This window comes from Desulfosediminicola sp., from assembly GCF_048381775.1.
GTDB classification, from domain to species: Bacteria; Desulfobacterota; Desulfobulbia; order Desulfobulbales; family Desulfocapsaceae; genus Desulfopila; species Desulfopila ganghwensis.
Genome location: NZ_JBLXGE010000009.1, coordinates 157,102 through 177,390 on the forward strand (window position 1 = coordinate 157,102; position 20,289 = coordinate 177,390).

At 48.5% G+C, this 20,289-nt stretch carries 18 protein-coding genes; 3 read left to right on the forward strand and 15 right to left on the reverse strand.

Annotated features, from left to right (window positions below):
• The first annotated feature begins 115 nt into the window (after positions 1-115).
• Positions 116-1,465, forward strand: a complete 1,350-nt coding sequence (locus tag ACN5NT_RS15650; protein ID WP_419176041.1) for an AAA family ATPase — start codon at positions 116-118, stop codon at positions 1,463-1,465.
• Between the two features lie 6 nt (positions 1,466-1,471).
• Complete coding sequence (locus ACN5NT_RS15655; RefSeq protein WP_419176042.1) at positions 1,472-2,341, forward strand: general secretion pathway protein GspB; 870 nt, start codon at positions 1,472-1,474, stop codon at positions 2,339-2,341.
• Between the two features lie 82 nt (positions 2,342-2,423).
• Here the strand turns inward: ACN5NT_RS15655 and panB are convergent, their stop codons facing one another.
• From panB to ACN5NT_RS15700, 9 genes are all read right to left on the reverse strand, one after another.
• Complete coding sequence (gene panB / locus ACN5NT_RS15660; protein WP_419176043.1) at positions 2,424-3,269, reverse strand: 3-methyl-2-oxobutanoate hydroxymethyltransferase; 846 nt, start codon at positions 3,267-3,269, stop codon at positions 2,424-2,426.
• Between the two features lie 57 nt (positions 3,270-3,326).
• The gene (locus ACN5NT_RS15665; RefSeq protein ID WP_419176044.1) at positions 3,327-4,181 is read right to left on the reverse strand and encodes a class II fructose-bisphosphate aldolase; all 855 of its coding nucleotides are present in this window, start codon (positions 4,179-4,181) and stop codon (positions 3,327-3,329) included.
• A gap of 66 nt (positions 4,182-4,247) precedes the next feature.
• The gene (locus ACN5NT_RS15670; RefSeq protein ID WP_419176045.1) at positions 4,248-5,678 is read right to left on the reverse strand and encodes a four-carbon acid sugar kinase family protein; all 1,431 of its coding nucleotides are present in this window, start codon (positions 5,676-5,678) and stop codon (positions 4,248-4,250) included.
• 10 nt (positions 5,679-5,688) lie between these two features.
• Entirely contained in the window at positions 5,689-6,654 is a 966-nt protein-coding gene (locus tag ACN5NT_RS15675; protein ID WP_419176046.1) for a sugar phosphate isomerase/epimerase family protein, read from the reverse strand.
• A gap of 72 nt (positions 6,655-6,726) precedes the next feature.
• Complete coding sequence (locus ACN5NT_RS15680; protein ID WP_419176047.1) at positions 6,727-8,280, reverse strand: tripartite tricarboxylate transporter permease; 1,554 nt, start codon at positions 8,278-8,280, stop codon at positions 6,727-6,729.
• 9 nt (positions 8,281-8,289) lie between these two features.
• Positions 8,290-9,057 carry a hypothetical protein gene (locus ACN5NT_RS15685; RefSeq protein WP_419176048.1) on the reverse strand — a complete coding sequence of 256 codons (768 nt, stop codon included), beginning with the start codon at positions 9,055-9,057 and terminating at the stop codon, positions 8,290-8,292.
• Between the two features lie 159 nt (positions 9,058-9,216).
• Positions 9,217-10,221, reverse strand: a complete 1,005-nt coding sequence (locus ACN5NT_RS15690; protein WP_419176049.1) for a Bug family tripartite tricarboxylate transporter substrate binding protein — start codon at positions 10,219-10,221, stop codon at positions 9,217-9,219.
• Positions 10,222-10,376: 155 nt separating this feature from the next.
• A complete protein-coding gene (locus ACN5NT_RS15695) occupies positions 10,377-11,030 on the reverse strand; it encodes a GntR family transcriptional regulator (protein WP_419176050.1) in 654 nt (217 codons plus the stop codon).
• Positions 11,031-11,248: 218 nt separating this feature from the next.
• A complete protein-coding gene (locus ACN5NT_RS15700) occupies positions 11,249-13,174 on the reverse strand; it encodes a lysylphosphatidylglycerol synthase domain-containing protein (RefSeq protein WP_419176051.1) in 1,926 nt (641 codons plus the stop codon).
• Between the two features lie 218 nt (positions 13,175-13,392).
• Here ACN5NT_RS15700 and ACN5NT_RS15705 point away from each other — a divergent pair, with 218 nt between their 5' ends.
• A complete protein-coding gene (locus tag ACN5NT_RS15705) occupies positions 13,393-13,791 on the forward strand; it encodes a hypothetical protein (RefSeq protein ID WP_419176052.1) in 399 nt (132 codons plus the stop codon).
• A 287-nt stretch (positions 13,792-14,078) separates the two neighbouring features.
• Here the strand turns inward: ACN5NT_RS15705 and ACN5NT_RS15710 are convergent, their stop codons facing one another.
• The 6 genes from ACN5NT_RS15710 to ACN5NT_RS15735 form a co-directional block, all read right to left on the reverse strand.
• Entirely contained in the window at positions 14,079-15,104 is a 1,026-nt protein-coding gene (locus ACN5NT_RS15710) for a DUF362 domain-containing protein (protein WP_419176053.1), read from the reverse strand.
• Between the two features lie 16 nt (positions 15,105-15,120).
• Positions 15,121-15,972, reverse strand: a complete 852-nt coding sequence (locus tag ACN5NT_RS15715) for a hypothetical protein (protein ID WP_419176054.1) — start codon at positions 15,970-15,972, stop codon at positions 15,121-15,123.
• Positions 15,973-16,232: 260 nt separating this feature from the next.
• On the reverse strand, positions 16,233-16,439 hold the full coding sequence (locus tag ACN5NT_RS15720) for a tetratricopeptide repeat protein (protein WP_419176055.1): 207 nt from the start codon (positions 16,437-16,439) through the stop codon (positions 16,233-16,235).
• 344 nt (positions 16,440-16,783) lie between these two features.
• On the reverse strand, positions 16,784-18,295 hold the full coding sequence (locus ACN5NT_RS15725; protein WP_419176056.1) for a LytR C-terminal domain-containing protein: 1,512 nt from the start codon (positions 18,293-18,295) through the stop codon (positions 16,784-16,786).
• Positions 18,296-18,315: 20 nt separating this feature from the next.
• Positions 18,316-19,281, reverse strand: coding sequence for a type II secretion system F family protein (locus tag ACN5NT_RS15730; protein WP_419176057.1), 966 nt, complete (start codon positions 19,279-19,281; stop codon positions 18,316-18,318).
• Positions 19,278-20,168 carry a type II secretion system F family protein gene (locus ACN5NT_RS15735; protein ID WP_419176058.1) on the reverse strand — a complete coding sequence of 297 codons (891 nt, stop codon included), beginning with the start codon at positions 20,166-20,168 and terminating at the stop codon, positions 19,278-19,280. Before ACN5NT_RS15735 ends, ACN5NT_RS15730 begins: the two co-directional genes overlap by 4 nt.
• Positions 20,169-20,289: the final 121 nt, after the last annotated feature.

Below are 20,289 nucleotides of genomic sequence, written 5' to 3' on the forward strand. Positions count from 1 at the left end.
AATATACTGGCAACCATCTACTTGGTTTTAATCCGCACTCTGGTCTGGATCACCGCCGACCGGTACACGATTATAGCGACTGCGGATTTCACATTTTCCTTTACATAACATAGACATGTATACCCGCTACTTTGGTCTGGAAGAGAAGCCTTTTGCAATATCTCCAAATCCCCGCTACCTCTTCATGAGTGAGCTGCACAGGGAAGCTCTGGCCCATCTCCTCTACGGTATCAACAGCGACGGCTGCTTCATCCTGCTCACAGGTGATGTGGGTACCGGCAAAACCACCGTCTGCCGATGTCTGCTCACTCAACTGCCTGAACACACCGATGTAGCCATTATCCTCAACCCCAAACTCACCGCAAGCGAGCTGCTTCGAACTATCTGCGAGGAACTGGGAATTCTCCTGGAAGGTGATGCTGGCTCGATGAAAACCTACGTGGATGTGCTCAACCGCCATCTGCTAACGGCTTACGCCAAAGGGCGCACCACCGCCATTATCATTGACGAGGCACAAAACCTCGACATGGATGTGCTCGAACAGCTGCGTCTGCTCACAAATCTTGAGACAAACACCCAGAAACTTCTGCAGATAGTACTCATCGGTCAACCCGAGTTACGTGATATCCTGGAACGCCCGGAACTCTCGCAGCTTAATCAACGGGTCACCAGCCGCTATCACCTCACTCCGCTTAGCCCGGAAGAAGTCCACTCGTATATTCTGCACAGGCTCTCTGTAGCCGACGGCAAAAACAAACGGCTCTTTTCACCTAAAGCAATCAAGTACATAGCCAGAATTACAGGGGGAATCCCCCGCCGGATAAATGTGCTCTGCGACCGTGCATTGCTCGGAGCGTATGCGGAAAACGAAGATCATGTGAGTTACGATATTATTAGGAAGGCGGGTTCAGAGGTCTTTTCCCAACAGGCCGGTCAGCGAAGTGTTTTTCGGGAACCAGCGACTATTGCCGGTCTCATGGTTGTCTTTTGCCTGCTGCTCACAATGCTCTACTTCTCACCGTTTTTTAAGGAGCTGATCGCGGTTGAACCACAGCCCGCAAATGTCGAGGAGATTGAAGAGCCTGCCAAGGCAACAGCAAGCGCAGCTGAAACAGAGAAAAAACCGGCACAGGCAGCAGATACAGAGCCTGCTAATCAGGCAGTGAACCCCGCGATAATACAGACTGCACCACTGTCCAACAGTCCTCCAGATGAGCAACCCAACGAACAAATTGACGCGCAGGTCACTCCTGACAGGCAACAAGCTGCAAAACCAGTTCAACCGGCAGAACAGGAAGCACAGCAGGGAGTGCTGATAGCCAGAGCCGAAATATATGCACCTGTTGACACCGATGTATACCAACCAGGACTCCCCAACAGCGTACAGGTATCTCCTCCGAAACACTTTCCCACCCTGGAGCACTCAAGCATAATTCAGAATTCACGACAGCCAGACAACCAGTGAGAAAATATGTCTTATATCCTTGATGCACTGAAAAAATCTGACAACGAGCGGCAGCAGGGCACCATCCCAGACTTGCAGAGCCGACACTCGGTCTATCCGGAGTTCAGCAAAAGGCGGAAAAAAAAGCCCAAAACGTTGTGGGTTGTGCTACTGACCACAGTCTTCGTCGTATCCTCAGGCGCTATCTTTTGGTATGTCGTTCCCTATCTGCCTTTCTCCCTGCAGATAACCTCAAAAGATTCTGCGACGGCCGCCGAGAAAATCCTGGCAGTTCAAAAAAATACGGCTCAAAAAATCGCACAACCGACACCGAAGACTCAGGTTACTGAGCAACTCGTACCGAAGCCCCAGGTTACTGAACAACCCGAACTGAAGCCCCAGGTTACTGAACAACCCACACCGAAGCCCCAGGTTACTGAACACCCCACACTAAAGACCCAGGTTATCGAACACCCCACACCAAAGACCCAAATCACCGAACAACCCATTGCCCGGCAAGCCACTGGCAATTCGCCCTCCATTGCCGATGAGCCAAAGGAGCAGCCAATACAACAGCCGGATGTAACCCTGCAACCTGCACCCATTACCCCGGCCAAAGAGACTTCTTCTGAAAACACGGATGAAAAAATTATCCCCAGAGACAGCCTGCCTTATTTAAGCGAACTCCCGGCTGATGTCCGCACAGATATCCCCAATCTTCGTTTTGCAGCCCATACCTATTCAGAACAGCCCGAAAAACGGATGATTATTGTCAATAACCAGATCAAGCGCCAGGGCCAGTGGATTGACAAGGGATTGTTACTTGAGGAGATCACCTGGGAAGGCGTAGTGCTGAGTTTTAACGGTCTCCGGTTTCAGGTCGTTACCACCAAGTAAAAAGATCAGCCCGGCGACGAGATTGGCAAAATCCCGTGCCGGACTGAACTGAGGAGACCAGTCGTATCAAAACTAATTGGTATTACTTGTTAAACTCTTTCTCAATCGCTTCCAGCACCTCGTCTGACATCTTATAGCTGTGCTCTTCACCAGGAAAAACTCCTGCTAAAACTTCTTCCTTATACTGGGTAAAGGTATCCAGCATCAACTGCCCCACTTCCTGATAACGTTTTGCAAATGAAGGCGTAAAGTTATCATACATGCCCAATACGTCGTGGGTTACCAGCAGCTGGCCCGAACAACCCGGTCCGCCGCCGATACTGATGGTTGGTACTGAGAGTTTTTCGGTGACATAGGCAGAAAGTTTTGCCGGCACAGCTTCGAAGATAATGGCAAAAGCCCCAGCTTCCTGCAACGCCAGTGCCTCAGAGACCACTTTACGTGCGGTATCAACATCTTTACCCTGAACTTTCAGCCCACCGAGAGCACCCACTGCCTGCGGATGCAGCCCCACATGACCAACCACAGGGATACCCATCTTGACGATAGCCTCGGTTTTTTCGATGTGGTTCGGGGTAGCCTCGAATTTCACACCGTCCACCTTGGCCTCAGTGACAAAACGTGCAGCATTGCGCATGGTCTCTTCGATAGAATATTGAAAAGAGCCGAAAGGCATATCGGCAATAACCATGGTACGGTCACATGCCCTGGCGACGGCACCACAATGCAGAACCATCATGTCCATGGTCGCGGTCAGAGTGTTGGGATGACCGTGTACCACCATGGCGCAGGAATCACCAACCAGGATCATATCAATCCCTGCATCATTCACCTTTTTGGCAGTTGGATAATCATAGGCGGTAAGCATGGTGATAGTTTGTGCTTCATCACGCATTGCCTGGATTGTTTTTACAGTATGCTTCTTCACATCGTTCTCCTTCTTTGGCTCTTGACTCATTTTTCTATGAACTTCGTAAGTTTCTCTTTATGTCATTTCGGCGGAACGGAACAGTTTGATCTTCTCTGAAACGACCTCTTTCATGGCTCTGACACTTTCTTCCATGATCCGGGTTAACTCCGGTTGCTGGCCGGTTTGAGCTTCATTAAAACAGGCCTCTGTAGCTTTCAGGCAGGCCCTTCGGAGCTCCGTATTGACATTGAACTTGCAAATGCCATGGGTAATCGCCTTGTCAATCAGCTCATCGGGCAGTCCCGAGGTACCATGAAGCACCAGGGGCACATCCACACGTTGTCTGATCTTTTCAAGGCGGACAAAGTCCAGCTCCGGCGTACGCCGGTAATGACCATGAACATTGCCGATACAGACCGCCAGCGCATCTACTCCAGTTTGCTCAACAAACTCTTCGGCCTGCTCTGGTGAGGTAAGCAGGGCCTCCCGTTGATGTACGGCGATACCATCTTCTTCTCCACTCAACCTGCCGAGCTCAGCCTCGACACCAGCTCCAAGCCCCCTGGCTATCTCACTGACATACTGCGTGAATTGTATATTCTGTTCGAAAGGAAGCTCAGAACCATCTGCCATGACAGACGAAACTCCCCATATCATCGCTTTTACCGTTAAAACCTGCGAGCTGCAGTGATCGAGATGCACCGCTACCGGTACGGTTGCATCCTTTGCCAAAGCATGACACAGGGCAACCAGCGGTCGGCCTCCGATCTTCAGGGCGGAAGGCAAGACCTGCAACATCACCGGGCTCTGCAGCTCTTCTGCCGCCGTAACAACCGCCGTTGCACCTTCAAGCGTATAAACATTGAAGGCTCCTATCGCATAACCGCCTGCTGTTGCCTTTTGAAGGAGTTGCCCCGTAGGTATGAGCATGCTCGTCTCCTGTTACAGCTGAAATCCATGAAAGCCTGCGCGGCCTAATCCCATGGAATATTCAGACTATCTATTTTCGAGATTTAATTTGAGTTCCGCCAAAGCATCATCACTCCCGACGTTGCCGGGGAAAACGATATACACCATGCCAGGATAACGTGACTCGTCCCCGAGTCGCCAGGCCGGTACACCCGGTAAAGGCTGCCCCACAACCATTGCCCTGCGAACCTTGAGCGCCCTGGTGGCAACGTCACTGGAGGTGATACCACCTTTGGCCACCAGATAACGGGGCTGCACCGAGATTGAACTCACTATCTGAATCAGCCCTGCAGAGACTATCCGTCCGATATCCAGACTCTCCCCGGCGCTGTCCCCCACAATGAGTTTTCTACTGGTATAGAGCGCCACATCCCTGCCCGTCCTGAGCAGTTCCTCACACCTCTGTCGTGCTGTTTCAATCTCCTGTTCCCGCGTTGTAGCATCGAGCAACTGAGCGACGTTGACCATCACCCGGTCTATATCCGTCCGGGTGAACAGTGCCTCCACCTGCCGGCTGGTCTTCTCCACGTAGGAGCCAATAACAAAAAGCCCACCCGCCGAAGTGTCGGTTACTATCTCACGGCTCCCCAAAAGCTTCTGCTCACAGGGTTGTCCGAGCCGTGTGCGTACAAATGAGGCTGCGGTACGGTAAAGAAATTCCTGGCCGGCCTGCTCTGCCATGAGAAGTGCCGTAACCACGACTTCCACGTCACGATAGCTGACAGAATTGACAACACAGGCCGAACCCGGTTGAACCGCCAACAGTTTGGCGGCGACTTTTTCCGGCCCCCCGAGGCGGATATCCTCAATGCTGATTGAATACACCGAGTCCGGCTTCAGCCTGCCGCCGGTCTTTTCGGCAACCCAGTCACGCAGATTTGAAAAGTTAAACCCAAAGGCTGCATCTCTGGCAAAAGGTGTCTGGGCAGCCGGAACAAGCGTATCCCCCTCACGCACATAATGAACGTCATTGAAGGTATATCTCCCACCCTCCAGGAAAAACGGGAAAATGAGATATGGCCGCCCCTGTTGATTCATCACTGTCGCCATGCAGTCAACCTCAGCCGGGAAATGACCACGCAGGGTTGAGTCACTCCTGCTGATCAAGGTGACTTTCACTCCGCACTCCCCACTGGCCCGGAAGATATTGCCGGCGATCTCCTCAGCCAGACTCCCGGCCTGATCCTCCGGCAGGCTGCGACTGTTGGTGAGGATGAAAAATGCTGTGCCTTCGGCCAGCAGCTCATCTTTCAACTCCTCGACAGACCAACTGGTCAGAACCGGAACGTCTCTGACAGTCTGGGTTCCTGTGGGATCGTCATCGAGCACCACAACCTTCTGTGGTCGTTTCTTCGCTCCCGCCACCAGGCTGGCCTTTATTGATGGCAATAAATCCTCGGGCCATTCAGGGGGCAGATCTGCCAGCACGGCAACGTCGACTACGGTGTCCTTACTCATCCGTTCACCTCTACTTCAGTCCCAGGAAATTGCTTTCGACAAACTTCCAGGTCTCCAGGTAATCACCCGCTCCCATCAGCTTCTCCAATTCATTGGTATCGACCGCCTCGAAAAGGTTCCAGATCTTCTGGGTCATACGGCTGTTGGCCTCGAAAGTACCTCGAATATCCCAGCGTGTCGGTGAAGTGTCGGAGGTGAAAAAATCGGTGTAATCGTACTTTTTCAGGTAATAAAGAAACTCGACATAATCGATGAAATGCTTGGTACCGCAAAAATAATCCCAATCCCACCTGCCATCGTTATCGTTGATGTGTATGTAATAGCGATACGGGCTGGCCTGCAGCAGGGCAACCGCCTCCGCCGGGTTTTCATTACCATACATGGAGTGACCGAAATCCAGCGTTACGCCCATTTCCTCTATCTTCATGTCGTTGAGCAGACAAAGGGCTTTAGCTGCGGTATCGATAAAACACCTGCCCCTGGTCTCAGAAGGTTTGTACTCAATGAACAGTGGGATATCCCGCCGGTAATCTCCGGCCTCGGAAAAGGTGTCGATCAGGTTTTTCCAACTGGCGGCATAGTCGTATTGAAAAGCAAACTCATAACCATCTCCCAGGGGACAGCAGGTCACCTTATCGGCTCCGATCTCTGCTGCAAAATCTTTACTCTCTTTAATCAGGCGAACTGCTTTTTCACGAATTGCTGGGTCTGGCGAGGTAAGCCCACCGTTTCTGAACTCTGGCTCCGCCTTGACGTTGACATTTACCGCAGCTACCCGGAGGTCATATTTTTTAAGCGACTCACGGGTGGCCTGAACATCATTCACCTCATACGGGTAAACAATCTCGACTCCGTTATATCCCGGAATCTCGGAGAGCATACGGAACTTCTCATCTACACTGAGCGGGGTGTTATATTCATGAAACCGATCCTTAGTCTGGGACAGAAAACCGGTAATGATCGCAAGTTTCAACATGTTTGATTCTCCACAATATAGAGTTTGTTTCCATTCGAAATGTCGTGATGAAAACTCTTTAAGCAAAAGGATTTAGATGGTCTCACTTTTTTGCCGGCGCTGCTTCATTCTGCCGAAGATCAGCTTTTTCAAGCGTGCTGTCGCACTCCGGTACCAGTTGAACTGGCTGACAACGGTCCAGATAATGATCATGAACAGAATAAGTGATACAGGCCGTTCAAAAACCGGCATGAAGCTCCCCTGGGAAACCATCAGGGCCCGGCGCAGATTCTCATCGGCCATGGGGCCAAGAATTACCCCGATCACCAGCGGCGCGATAGGATAGCCCATGGTTGTCAGGAAATAACAGACAATGCCCACGGGCAGCATCAGGTACAGGTTAAAGATATTAAGCCCCAGCGAATACGAACCGATAATGCAGAGCACACCGATTATCGGCATAAAGAGCTGGGTAGGTATTCTCAGAATTTTCACTACCTGTTTGGCCAGGATCATACCGCTGACCCACATGGCCATTGAGGCAAGCAACAGGATTGCCGCAACTTCAAGAATAAAATTGGGATGTTCAAAAGTGATCATCGGCCCCGGTGTCACTCCGTGAAGCATCAGAGCTCCCAGCAGCATTGCCGCCGGCGGACTACCCGGGATGCCCAGGTTGAGCAAGGGGATCATCGCACCGCCCACGCAGGCGTTGTTAGCCGTCTCACTGGCCAGTACCCCTTTCAGCTCCCCTTTACCAAAGGTCTCCGGATGCTTTGAGGTGTTTTTGGCAGTGCCATAGGAAACCCAACCAGCGATATCTTCGCCGATTCCCGGCACAGCGCCAATACCCACACCAATCAGGGCCGAGCGAATAATCGCCGGGATGTTACGAATTACAGTCCATATCTCGGGGATGATACGATCCAGTTCCTTGGCCTTGGCCATGGTCTTCTGTTCCCTCAACACTTCAATGATCTGGGGAATACCAAAGGCGCCAATCAGGACCGGGACAACCTCGATGCCGCTGTCCAGTTCGGGAATACCAAATGTAAAACGGGGGAAGAACTGCAACTGATCCCGGCCGATACAGGCAAGAAAGAGCCCCAGAAAACCTGAGATCCACCCTTTTATGACCAGGTCAGGCGCCGTAAGCGTACCACTTATAAGAATCCCGAAAAAGGCCAGCAGAAAAAACTCAAAGGAGGTGAACTCCAGGGCAAATTTAGAAATGAGCGGTGAAATGCTCACCAAAACCAGCATACTGACAGCGGTACCGATGGCAGAGGCGGTGGTGGTAAGCCCGATGGCCCTGCCCCCTTCTCCTTTGCAGGCGAGCGGGTAGCCGTCCATGGCTGTTGCGGCCGCTGCTGCGGTACCGGGAATATTTACCAGAATCGCGGCGTAAGAACCGCCATATGTACCGCCCACATAGATTGCCAGCAGACAGATCATCGCCAGCGGTGTATCCATGGAATAGGTCAACGCGGTGAGCAGCGCCACCCCGAGAGTGGAAGTCAACCCCGGCATGGCACCAAAGAGTATGCCTAATATCACCGAGCCGAAGAGAATGGCCAGTGATACAGGATCGGAGACAATACCCGCGACAACCCCGAAAAATGTCGTTATACGTTCCAGAATTAACATAAGAACCCCTTACCACAAACCTGAATACCAGATAGAGTCGAGAACCAGCACGATCAGCCCTTCGTGCGGCATGGGAACCAGCAGGAAATATTTAAATATGATGCCCACCAGTAGCGGTGCCGCAAAAGCGATAACAACACTTCTCTGAAACTTGCCAGCTACTGCCGCATCAAGACGATGCTTCCTGCGGCAGACATAGAGAATGACTGCGATACAGCCCATCATCAGCCAGTCCAGAGGGTACATCAGAACATTCGCGGCAAAGTCGACCAGGCCGGTCAGCAGGGCAGCAAGCAGCAATGCGGCACCAAGCAAAACCCGGCGAAGCAGCCAGACCAGAAACTGGTGATCGCCGCAATAGTACATGAAGAACAGCACGACCAGAAAAAACACAGCGGCGATAAAAAAATCGACTCGAGGTATCAGCAAAAACACAAAGACAAGCAGATTGACCACCACGCCATAATATCGAACAGCCTGGGTGGTTTTCAGAAACGTTCTCAACTGCGGTCCGGCGAGCCAGGTTAAGACCTCTTGCAATCCTTTAAGGCCCACTGTTTTCAGAGCGGTCTTCATCAACATCATGCCAAGCAGTGTTAACATTGCGCCCACAAACAATGGAAACAGCGCCGGTGACACATACCAGACATTCTGCACTCCGCCCCAGGAGTCTTTCATCGGCATCTGTATGCCTTGAAAAATAATGAAAAATCCTACACATACAATGGCCGCCCCGGAAAAAATATCAGCTTTCCGCAGCTGTTCTCGCTCCATCATGGTTGATAATCCCTTGCATTTCAATTAGCTTACGGCAGCCGGGCTCAAGTTCTCACTCCAATGGTAGCCTAAGCCCGGCTCCAGGGGCTGGCACTTGCAAGCATGCTTGCGGGTGTCAGCCCATTTTCTGCATATCCATTACTGCACCACTACGCCCGCTCATGGCTTGGGAATTCCAAGCTCTTCCGGGTTGACCTTAGCAGCACCAAGTTCCCAGAGTGTCCAGGCAAAGTTAGACTCCAGCGCAGAAAAAACCGCCTTTGCCTCATCGCCACTCTTGCCGGAAAGCAGGTAATAGTTCTCTTTCGCCCAGCTCTTGACCTTATCGGTCTCGATCGCCTTGTTGAAGGCATCGGTCAGAGCCGCTTTAGCATCTTCAGGAGCATTTGCCGCTAACGCGAAACCGATGGCTTGGGAAATCGGCAGATACTCTGCTAGAGATGGATAGGCATCAAAAGAAGAAGGAATGGTCCCCAATCCCTCGACCTCGAATGAATCAGGAATGAGCATACCGAGAGCAACGAGTTTGCCGCCGCGCAGGAGTTGCTGTTGCTCTGCCAGGGAGGTTACGACCACATCTACCTCACCGGTCATGGCAGCATTCTGTGCCGGGCTGGAACCTTTATATGGAATGAAATTGAATTTTGCACCTGAACCGTTTTCCACGGCCAGCAGGTTGAGATGATGGATAGAACCTGCACCACCGGCTGCCGCCTTAATGGAACCGGGCTTGGCTTTGGCAGCTTCAATCAGGTCCTGCAGGGTTTTGTAGGGAGTGCCCGGACGGACAGAGAGAACGTCGGGAGATCCGCCAACGATAAAAGGTGTCCAGACATCGAACTTCTTGTCCCAGCCACCCTGCACACCGGCAGTAACGTTAGATTCAGAAAGCCCGCAGATTGTGTAACCATCGTGGGGCATTTTATAGGCATGACTCATACCAACAGAGCCGGCCACACCACCGGTCTTATTGATAACATTGATATTCACACCAAGGATTTTCGCCATTTCGGCAGTAATGATGCGGTTACAGGTATCGGTTCCTCCACCTGCTCCCCAGACAACAACATCGGTGATATTTCTTTTAGGATACGGCTTTGCAGCGATCGCTCCGCCAATCATGGCAAAATAGACCGCTAAACTCAAAATGATGATCCTTTTCATTGCTCACACTCTCCATAAGCGTTTTCGTGTTGATTCTCCGGTTGATCCGGAACCTCACTATCTCGAAACTGCGTTACTTCCTGCGGCACACCTGTTGTTTTGCTCAATCTCGTGCTTTCCGTCACCTCCTTGCCTGTCTGAATTGAAAAGTCATCTCACACCGCTTTATGCAACTCAACGATAGCCTTCCGCAAATGTTCCCGCATGAGCTGTTCCGCCGCCTCGGCATCATGATTTGCGATCGCCTCACCGATCCGCACATGATCCTCAATGGTCTCATTGGGAACCCGTATCAGGCCCTCACTGTTGGGGTATTGATAGGCGAGTGAAATAATGTTGAACGTCTGGATAATGGAGGTCAGAAACTCCCGGGAGGCTATTTCGGCAATCAACATATGAAAGTACCGATCCGCCTGGGAATATGTCTGATAATCTGTAATGTCGCTCAAGCCCTGAAACGGCTTGAAGATGTTGAGCAACTGCTTCGCTTCACCTTTGGTGATAGATTTTGCTGCCCGGCGTGCTGCCAGCCCTTCCAGCACTTCACGGATTTCAAAGATGGAGATCATCTCTTCAATGCTGAAAAGCCGCACATAGTAACCGCGCCGTGGCTTGGCCTCTACCAGCTTTTCGTGCTCCAGGAATTTCAGGGCACTTACCAGGGGTGTTCTGCTGATCCCAAGATCTCTGGCCAGCTTTTCCTGGTGTATTTTCTCTCCCGGTAATAATCGTCGCTGCTCGATCATATCCTTGAGAATTTGGTAAACTTTCTGATCCAGATTCTCGTATTGAATCGCAAGATTTTCCATAACTCTCCTAACTGACTGCAAAGCTAATTTTTGTATAATGCATTTTGTATACAAAATTCATTATACAAAAACAACAGCAGAGTCAACGGATTTTTTCACTGTTACAGCATGCACATTCTACTGAACTGAAGGGGATTTTTAGAGGGACTCCAGAAACGACAAAGGCTGTAGCCTGATTCGCCAGGCAAATCACAGGTTATAAAAAGGTTATAAAAATATTAGGAAGAAACGGTAAATATAAAAAGATCGGCACGATCACAGTCGCCGAAATCAGTAACTTTTCGGGAGTTGCCCGTTGGAACGTGATGAATGTATATATTGGTTGCTTTTCCCTCCACTGTGGAGACCAGCCAGTCACGGTGATTCGACCAGAAATGGTTATCAAAGCGCTGGCCCTGGGGTGACGGAATCCTGCCACGTTCCTGCAGATCCTCAACACCGTAAAGCTGCACAAAGGTATGGTCACCACCGTTCACAGTGACCAGCTTGCCATTGGGCGAGAATGACGCTGAACACCCCCTGGCAACGTTTGCTGCCTCAGACGACTTGAGATCGTAAATACGAACCCGATAGCCTGTGAGGGATTTTTCTGTCACTGTGAGTTGCCTACCGCCCGCGGCGATATCAATCTCGAAAAAGCGATTGCCTTTGATGAGTGTACGGGTTGTGCCCGTGGCGATTTCCACTTCCCTTACAGATTTACCATCGGTAAAAAGTACGGCCTTGCCATCTTCCCGAAAACATACTGCCCGCGCCTCGCCAGCGGTCACCAGTTTCCTTGATTTTTTGTCATTCTGATCAAAGAGCATAATGTCGTTGCCGCTCACATAGGCAACCTGCTCCCCATCAGGAGACCAGCGTGGATAGGTGCCTCCCGAAACCAGCTTCTCGGTTATCCCCGCATTAATCTCTGTCATATAGATACCATCTGCACGCTGATACACCACCTTACCCGCTATCAAGAGACTGCTGGTTGCCGCCTCGCCCGGCACTGGTTCCGCTCTGGCCTGCCTCACCGTCTTGGCGCCACCCGGCAAAAGAAACAGACAGATCAACACGGCAGCCGCTACACTGGCAACAAATTTAAACCAGAACAATTGGCCGGCGACTGCTGCGCTGCTCCGACCTGAAACAATTGTCATATCTCCATCTTCCCTGAAAAACGGCAACACCAACACCAGCAAAGCAAGTCCGCCAAGGCTATAGCCGTAGATCTGAGTAATCAGATGATGGGAAATGCTCGTCAACACCGCCAGCTTTTCACTGTAACCAAGCATCTGAAAGACCATGGCCCAGGCCCCTTCATAGGCACCGAAGCCTGCAATTCCTGAAATTGGCAGACTCGCAGCCAGTTCGGCACTACATAGCCCCAGAAAAACTTTGGGGAAGGGAAAATTACCCACAGTATAACCAAGAGGCAGCACCAACCCTAAAAGCAGTACATAAAGCCCAAGATACTTACAGAGTCGCACACAAAGAGACAGGGCAAGAATGTGCCAATACAGGCCCTGTTCCCGCACCTTGAGGAAATGGTCTCGCAGAGAACGCAGCTCCGATGTCAGCCAACTCCGCCAGCTTGGCGGCAGAAAAGTCAGACGCTCAATCGCATACGCACTCCAGAGACTCAAACCAGGCATACAGTAGACAATGACAATACAGATTATACCGAGGATTCCGCCTGCGACGAGTACGATTTTTCCAGACTGAGTTATACCTCCGATCAACAGCACGGCAGGTACCAGCATGACCGCCAACGCCAGGATATCAAAAATAAAGGCATAGGCAAAACTCGATACGGCTGGCGCAAGAGGAACATTTAACCTGGTTCGGATCAGGTAGACGTAGATCAGGGTGCCGAGTCTCGCCGGCAGCAGATCTGAGAAAAAATTTCGGACCAGCGTCACCAGAAACAGTGGGATTTTCTTTACCTGAAAACCGGAAGTTGCAAGCAGAAGATGGTATCGCCACGTCCTGAAAATACTCATCAGGAGAGAAAACAACAGGAAATAGGCTAACCAGGCGGGATCGAGGTTACCAACCGCGCTCAGCACCTCATCCAGGGAAACCCTGGTAAACAGATAAAAGAAGATCCCTGCAGAAACCACACAGGAGAATACGATAAACTGAAACCTGCGTATATTCATCCCACCTCCCTATTTCGAACAAACGCGGATAGAATGTATTAGTTGTAATCAGGATCAAAACATAACAAACTATAGCAGTTGTCTTGCTGTTTGTGCTATAGATATTAGTGGAAACTAAAGATTGGCTAAAATTTCAGATATTCGATCCTATGCAGTTTACGCGTTCATCCGGTTAAAGATAATCCGGTAAATTCATTTCCACTCCCAAGGAGGACAAGATGAAACACGCAAAAATTACAGTTACAGTTCTGGCTGTTCTCAGCCTGGCACTCCCCACCGCACTGTTTGCCGCAGACAAGCAGCAGATACAGGATAAGGATAAGCTCCATGTACAGGATAAGGAGAAGCTTCACGTGCAGGATTGCGACAGCCCGGACTGTCCGCAATACCAACTTTCGGATGACCCGAATGCCAATCCAGATCCTGCCATGAACCAGAACCGTAATCGTCAACAGCACGAGCATCAGACCCAGATGGGGGAATCTCCCAACCAGGGTGGTAGTTCTTCTGCAGGTGCTGGTTCCGGCAGTTCCGGCGGCGGAAGCGGTGGCAGCGGCGGCGGATCTGGTTCTGGTTCTGGCGGCGGTGGTGGCGGCGGTGGTGGTGGGAAGAAATAATGCCCATCTTTACAAAGTGAGGTGAGAGGATCGAGGGGATAGAGGAAACAGCTTAAATCAAAAAAAACGTTTTTTTACACCCCATGTCTCCCCCCTCAACTTTACAAAGTAAAGATCAGGGGTAATCAGAAATAAAAAAGACGGCCTTACAACACTTCTATGCAAGACCGTCTTTTTGAAGTAGATAATTTTTCGTAATTTCGTAAAGATTTATTCTTACTATAAGCTCCCGCCAACTGCACTCCCTCTTCAAAATAAAACGTAAAAAAAATCGTACTTACGCTAAGCTATTTAAGACGCAACCCTTGTTGTGCTGGTATCTTATCTACCAACCTATAATTAGTGCGCACTGTTTGCCAATTTTCACCTCGCTGCTCTATATTTTTTTCCCCAATTGTGCCTAACCAACCGGATGCCTGTCGAAGGTATGGAATCTTTGTCGGATCAACCCCCATCAGTCTAGCTCCAGTAGCATCAACTGCAGCCGGGTTACGGCCCATCACCAGTACTCCTGAAGTTACCGGTGACCCCATAATTGGACCATCACCTTCCATGCCAACGATCCCATCAATTATTGCAAAATCAGGACAAACGGTTGAGTTAATATCGAGTATCGAAGAGACTATACCAACTTGGTGCAGGACATTTTTCGGCCACCCATAGAAGCTCCCAGGCATGACACCGAACATATTTTTCATAGACAAGGTCACTCCTGCCCAATGATGGGTTTTCATTTTTGCAAGAGATACAACTATGTCAGCTCGAGAAACTTCGAGAGGCAGATACAAATCTCCAAGTTTAGACTTATTACCTAGATTCTGTCGCTTCTGGATACTACAGTTGTTAAAATCGATAAAGCGTATTGAATCTTCAAGCAAAACATCACCCAACCCCGTTGCTTCGAGACAATTAAGCGTATCATGATTATGAGCCGTACCCTCACCTACAACGACTTCAATTGCACCATAACTAAGGAAAGCTTCAATTGCGGCCCTAACCATCAAGGGATGAGTGTTAATATGCTCACTACCCAACTGAGGTTCCACGAGATTTGGTTTAAGCAGAACCCGCTTCCCTTTGATCTCAGCCTTTGTTACACCAAGCTCTTGAAAACCAGAAATAATAATTTCCCGAAGATTCTTGCTATATGATGAAACAGCTGCGGTAAATACAGCCTCTTTTTCTTCTAGAAAGTAACGGCCAAATTTCCGCCACAATGGATACGTTACAGCCGATAATGCAACACCACCTGCAACTGCTTTCAAAAACTCTCGACGAGACATTTCCCATGCTTTCTTCTTTTGGAGTAACATACACCTCCCTTACATTTCAGGTGCTTACAAGTGCAATTGCCAGTTGTGCAAGTAGTGATGTATCAAACGGTCCATACTTGCTCTGCAACTCCAAACATCGACCAATACGATCAACTGAATTCTTTGGTTTTAGTCCATATTCTGACAAACCTCGAATGGTCCAGGAAAGTGAAAGTGGAGTGTTAAGATTATGGTAAGCGGTTTCGAGATAATTAAGGCTTTTGTTCAATTGCATTTTATCGTCCACATGCCGTAATGCACATAAAGCCATACCAGTATACTCGGGCAGAGGTTTCAACCGCGAATCGAAAACTTTTCTGTTTCCGTAATTCCAACCACCTTCAGGCAACATCCTATCAATGAGCATGCAAATACCTTCCTGGTATCGCGCATGATTAATCTCTCCTTGAGACTCAAGTGCCATAAGAACCATCGAGGTCGGTTCAACCCATGAGTAAGTCCCTTCCACCCATGGCCAACCCTGCAATTTCGTATTATGCTCCATAAACAAAGGTTGCTCTGAAAGAGTAATCCCCCCATGACAAAGAAGAAAATCCACAGCAAGAGCCCTTTGGTTATAGAACAAACTGTCATGGTTCCATGCAAGCAAACCTATTGGGGTCGGCCAATATACACCGGGTGTCTCATCTGTCAGGGCAATGCGACCATCGCTTGATTGCTGGGCGGCTAACCGATTTCGCCCGGCTTTTACCAATTCGGTTTCCCCCTCAATCAAATCCAGCGCCAACACTGCCCAAGCTGTTGCATCCACCCGCTCATTCATACCGATATTATGGCAAAAACCTCCACTTTCAAGTGCTCTCTCATGTAATCCTGTTGTAAGACGGTAAATGATGTCGTTTTTCATGAGTCTTTCAATCCTAGCAAGCTATTTCCCCACAACAAAACCAGCGCTGAATTTATATCTTGTTCCACACGAACAGGTTGGAAGAATTGAATAAATTTTAGACCCCTACAGTCACAACTGATGGTCTTAATATGCTCATTTCAATAATCGGTTGTTGTAAATAGCTAAGGAACTATTTTATTTGTTTGTGAGGGGGAAGAATAATGAGAAAAGCTAAGTCATATAACTTTGGGAGATTCAACCCTAGCCACTAACCGCATTTAAGGGCTAACTCTAGCACTATTGATATACCTATTCTCGGCAAGAGTAAGATTCTTCTCAGCCGCAACGTAATATTTAGGGTTCAAGTCGATCGCCTTTTCAAACGCTGTTATTGCCTTCAAAAACTGACTGATCACCAGATATTGATAGCCCAGACTTTTGTACGCTTCTGCCTCGCTTTTCGAGCCCCTTTTAAACAAAGCCATCACTTGGTCATAGTAACCGAGTTTAAAATAGGTACGTGCCAGGTTATTATGTACTTTTCGCTCGTCTGATTCCTTTTTGTCAACGTTCTGAATACGCGTAATGCTTCTTTGTAATCGCCATTCAGATAGTGGCTGACTCCAACCTCATCAACTATGGCCCTGCAACTCATACCTGTTTTACAAAGTCCTGAAATTTGGTATCTTTGTTCACGAGTGAGTTGTCGATAGTGTTTGTGTTGTTTCATGCAATCCAGACCTTGGTTAAATGTAGGAGCTGACACCATACCGTTAACTCACTCACTTTTTCATCTTCAGTCTGTTGCACTTATTCTACTAATCCAGCCTTACTCATCAATGGTAAGTGTAACCAGATTTTTCCAGACTCCCGGTTTTCCTTCCTCCAGTTGCACATAACTGAGCTTGGTGAAATGCTCTGGAAAATCAAGCATCACCATATCATTACCCAACAGTACTCGAACACCGATTGCAGCTCTACCAAGCGAATCGACCTGCTCCAGTTTCTGATCACCAGGGATGAAATGTGAAAGCTCTTCCGCCACCCCAAAATATCCATCACGGTAATAAATTACGCTGTCATCAAACTGGAAATTTCTGGCATTAGTAATACGGCGCACCTTGAAACCGTAGTCAACAAACAATTCCGAACTTCTCCGGGCCATACCGGTCACCCCGTTGCCGTTGGACACCTCCACACCAGTTTCAGTTTTTTGATACAGAGCCTGGGACTTATCTTCAACTTCAGCCTTTTCTGGCAATGTTGGTGATTTAGCCTGCACTTCAGGATCTTTGGCTGGCACCAGAGGGTCAATAGGAGGCATGACTATCCCAGTCTTTGGTTCAAGGGTTGGTGTCGCCACACTCTCTATTTTTTCAGCTTGGCGCTTTTCCGCCACAGTTTCTTGAGCCGGAACGGCGGACTTACTGCCTGGTTTCAGTACGGGCTTAATCACATTGCCGGTATTCACAGCTGCAACGCTTGTGTCAGCAGGCAATGTTAATTCTTCAGGCTCTGGGGATTCAAAGCCATCCACCAGTAAATGTGGTTGAAATTTAGCTCCTGCTGACGGTACCAATACAACTGAAGGCTGTTCGAACGGTTCAGGCACATCCGGTAATTCCTCTTCGGTTATTTTAACTGCCTCCACTATCTGTTCGGCAGCTTTCTCCTGTTCCTCTTTCTCTTCTGCTGCAGTTGCAAGATAGGTTGGCAGGTCCTTGGGCGAAGCGTTAGCCAAATTCAGCCCGGGGGTATCTTCCGGCAAAATGTCGTAGTCAGGAGCAGTTTGCCGGGTGAGGGCTAGGCGAGCCAACTCCAAGTTGTTTTTTATCTGTTCATCACCATCGGAAAGTTCCTCTGCTTTAAGCAGCAGTGCGATTCCTTCGTCCAGTTGGTTGCAGAGGATGCTGGAATATCCGTAGTTGTTATAGATATATGCTTCTTCCGGATCACAATTGATGGCCAGCTCATATGCCTTGTGGGCTAACTCACAATTTTTCAATCCATCGTAGGACATAGCTATTCCGTTATAGGCCTTGCAATACCTCCCATCAACTTTCAAGGCCTTAGAGTACTCATCTATTGCCAACTCATACTTCCCCTGCTTCTGATAAAATCCAGCGAGCCGCAAGTGGGCATCTGCCAGGCTGGAATGGGGACGAACCTTAGACCAGAACCTGGCATTTACCTTTGTTCCGACCAGGCTTTCAACATCCTTTGTCCAAGGCCAAATATTTACAGAATTTGTGTCATGTATTGAACAACTGGTTATTTCCAAAAACATCGGCACGACACAGAAAAACAGCGCTACTTTAACAGCTTTCTTTCTATGCTTCATAGTATGCCTTGTCTGCTAAGTTATCTTAATATAAAAAGTCGATAAACCTGAATGATAGCCGGGCCTATAAGAGCAATCATCATTGCCGGAAAAATAAAGAGTACCAGCGGGAAAGAAAGTTTCACCGGAAGCTTGGCTGCAAGTTCCTCCATTTTGTTATATCTCTTTTCCCGCATCTCTTCGGCATGTATCCGTAAGGGATGAGCAATACCAGTCCCGAATTTTTCTGCTTGAACCAGTAAATTTACCAGGTTATCGACATCTGGAAGACTAATCCGTTTGGCTAAATTACCCATACAGTCGTTTCTGGCCTTCCCGGTCTTCAATTCCAGAGAAAGTATCTTGAACTCCCTGGCCAATATTGGGCTGGTTATATCCATTTCCTTAGAAACCCTGGCAATAGCCGCATCAAAACCCATCCCTGCCTCCACACAGACAACCAGCAAGTCCATGGCATTAGGAAATGCCTTTTCAAATTCAAGTTTTCTTTTATTGACCCGATGCCTCATCCAAAACATGGGAATCAGAAAAAAGACAGCACCAACATATGCTGCAACCGAGGTGTTTGTAACGGTAATATTCCTGCCGGTAATAGCGAGATATACGACAAACCCAAGAACAGGCAAAATAGCCAGTAACCACCTGACAACCCTGTAGGTTCGGATATGCACGGGGTCGTACATACCAGCACGCTGAAAGTCCAGTGGAGTATTGGAAAAGATCCCTACTCCAGTCTTTGCTTGTTTTCTGCCGGAAAAACTAATTTTATTATAAAAACCTTTTGAACTTTCTGAATTACCACCAACATTTGAATCACGTTTTTCATAGATTTTTTCAATCTGCCCGCCCCACCTGGAAGCTCGATCACGAAATGATTGGTCTTTTTTGCGTAGATCCATAAGCAGTTTTATGCCATAAATAACACACAACAATGCAGCAAAAAGAATAGCAGGTATAAACAACGGGTTATCTAAGTAAGTCATCATAGGTCAATTTGTACCATTTTATGTATTACATAGGCTCCAATAGCCATCAAAATCAAACCAATACCAATTACATAAGGACCAACTGGATCTTTGTATAAAATAGCTGAATAATCTGGACTTTGTATATGTAAAGCACCGGTAATTAGAAAAGGAACCATAATAAGGAAATATCCTGAAAACCTCCCTTCAGCGGATAAAGTGCGAACTTTTTCCCTGAACCGGAACCTTTTCCGAATAACAGTGGCCACGCTGTCCAGTAACTCGGCAAGGTTGCCACCGGTTTCCCGTTGGATGATCAGTGAAGTAGCGAAATATTTTACTTCGTTTGAACCAACTCTTTCGGAAAAATTATGGAGGGCCTTTTCCATCCCCTGGCCAAAATTTACTTCCTCGACTATCCGACTGAACTCAGGTCCGATGGGGTCATTCATCTCATCGGCAACCATTTTCAACCCAGACATGACCGAATGGCCGGCACGCAACGAATAGCCCATAAGATCAAGTGCATCAGGAAAAAGCGCTTCAAACTTTTTCAGGCGTTGCTTCCCTACCACTTTCAGAACAATTGTAGGCAGAAAAAGAGCAAAGAAACCAAGAACAAGACTTAGAAATGTATTCCTTATAAAAAACGTGCTGATAAGAAAGACCAGCGCACCAGAGACCGGTGTTGAGAGAATAAAGATAGCGACCGAAATATTCAGGCCGGTTTGCTGCAGAAAATTATCTATACGATGAAAAATTGGGAATTTCTCAAAAAGACTATTCAATATTGCAATACTGCTGAATTTTCTCCGAGAGTATATATCTATCTCTTGCTCTTTGCGATGACCGCCGCTGAATTTCACGACTGACTTATGCACCGACCGGACATTACTATTGGTAAACATGTAATATCCTGCAATGAGAACAAACAGGATCAGAAAGAATATTGACAGGGGTATTAATAGTTCCATAAAGACTCACTTCCAATCGTTTACTATTTTTGATTCAATGAGGTCAGGTTATGGA

Excerpts from the sequence above, each read along its gene's own strand:
- ACN5NT_RS15650 (WP_419176041.1), top strand. The coding sequence starts at position 116 with ATGTATACCCGCTACTTTGGTCTGGAAGAGAAGCCTTTTGCAATATCT.
- ACN5NT_RS15655 (WP_419176042.1), top strand. The coding sequence starts at position 1,472 with ATGTCTTATATCCTTGATGCACTGAAAAAATCTGACAACGAGCGGCAG.
- ACN5NT_RS15665 (WP_419176044.1), bottom strand. The coding sequence starts at position 4,181 with ATGCTCATACCTACGGGGCAACTCCTTCAAAAGGCAACAGCAGGCGGT.
- ACN5NT_RS15670 (WP_419176045.1), bottom strand. The coding sequence starts at position 5,678 with ATGAGTAAGGACACCGTAGTCGACGTTGCCGTGCTGGCAGATCTGCCC.
- ACN5NT_RS15675 (WP_419176046.1), bottom strand. The coding sequence starts at position 6,654 with ATGTTGAAACTTGCGATCATTACCGGTTTTCTGTCCCAGACTAAGGAT.
- ACN5NT_RS15680 (WP_419176047.1), bottom strand. The coding sequence starts at position 8,280 with ATGTTAATTCTGGAACGTATAACGACATTTTTCGGGGTTGTCGCGGGT.
- ACN5NT_RS15685 (WP_419176048.1), bottom strand. The coding sequence starts at position 9,057 with ATGATGGAGCGAGAACAGCTGCGGAAAGCTGATATTTTTTCCGGGGCG.
- ACN5NT_RS15690 (WP_419176049.1), bottom strand. The coding sequence starts at position 10,221 with ATGAAAAGGATCATCATTTTGAGTTTAGCGGTCTATTTTGCCATGATT.
- ACN5NT_RS15695 (WP_419176050.1), bottom strand. The coding sequence starts at position 11,030 with ATGGAAAATCTTGCGATTCAATACGAGAATCTGGATCAGAAAGTTTAC.
- ACN5NT_RS15700 (WP_419176051.1), bottom strand. The coding sequence starts at position 13,174 with ATGAATATACGCAGGTTTCAGTTTATCGTATTCTCCTGTGTGGTTTCT.
- ACN5NT_RS15705 (WP_419176052.1), top strand. The coding sequence starts at position 13,393 with ATGAAACACGCAAAAATTACAGTTACAGTTCTGGCTGTTCTCAGCCTG.
- ACN5NT_RS15710 (WP_419176053.1), bottom strand. The coding sequence starts at position 15,104 with ATGTTACTCCAAAAGAAGAAAGCATGGGAAATGTCTCGTCGAGAGTTT.
- ACN5NT_RS15715 (WP_419176054.1), bottom strand. The coding sequence starts at position 15,972 with ATGAAAAACGACATCATTTACCGTCTTACAACAGGATTACATGAGAGA.
- ACN5NT_RS15720 (WP_419176055.1), bottom strand. The coding sequence starts at position 16,439 with ATGGCTTTGTTTAAAAGGGGCTCGAAAAGCGAGGCAGAAGCGTACAAA.
- ACN5NT_RS15725 (WP_419176056.1), bottom strand. The coding sequence starts at position 18,295 with ATGAAGCATAGAAAGAAAGCTGTTAAAGTAGCGCTGTTTTTCTGTGTC.
- ACN5NT_RS15730 (WP_419176057.1), bottom strand. The coding sequence starts at position 19,281 with ATGATGACTTACTTAGATAACCCGTTGTTTATACCTGCTATTCTTTTT.
- ACN5NT_RS15735 (WP_419176058.1), bottom strand. The coding sequence starts at position 20,168 with ATGTTTACCAATAGTAATGTCCGGTCGGTGCATAAGTCAGTCGTGAAA.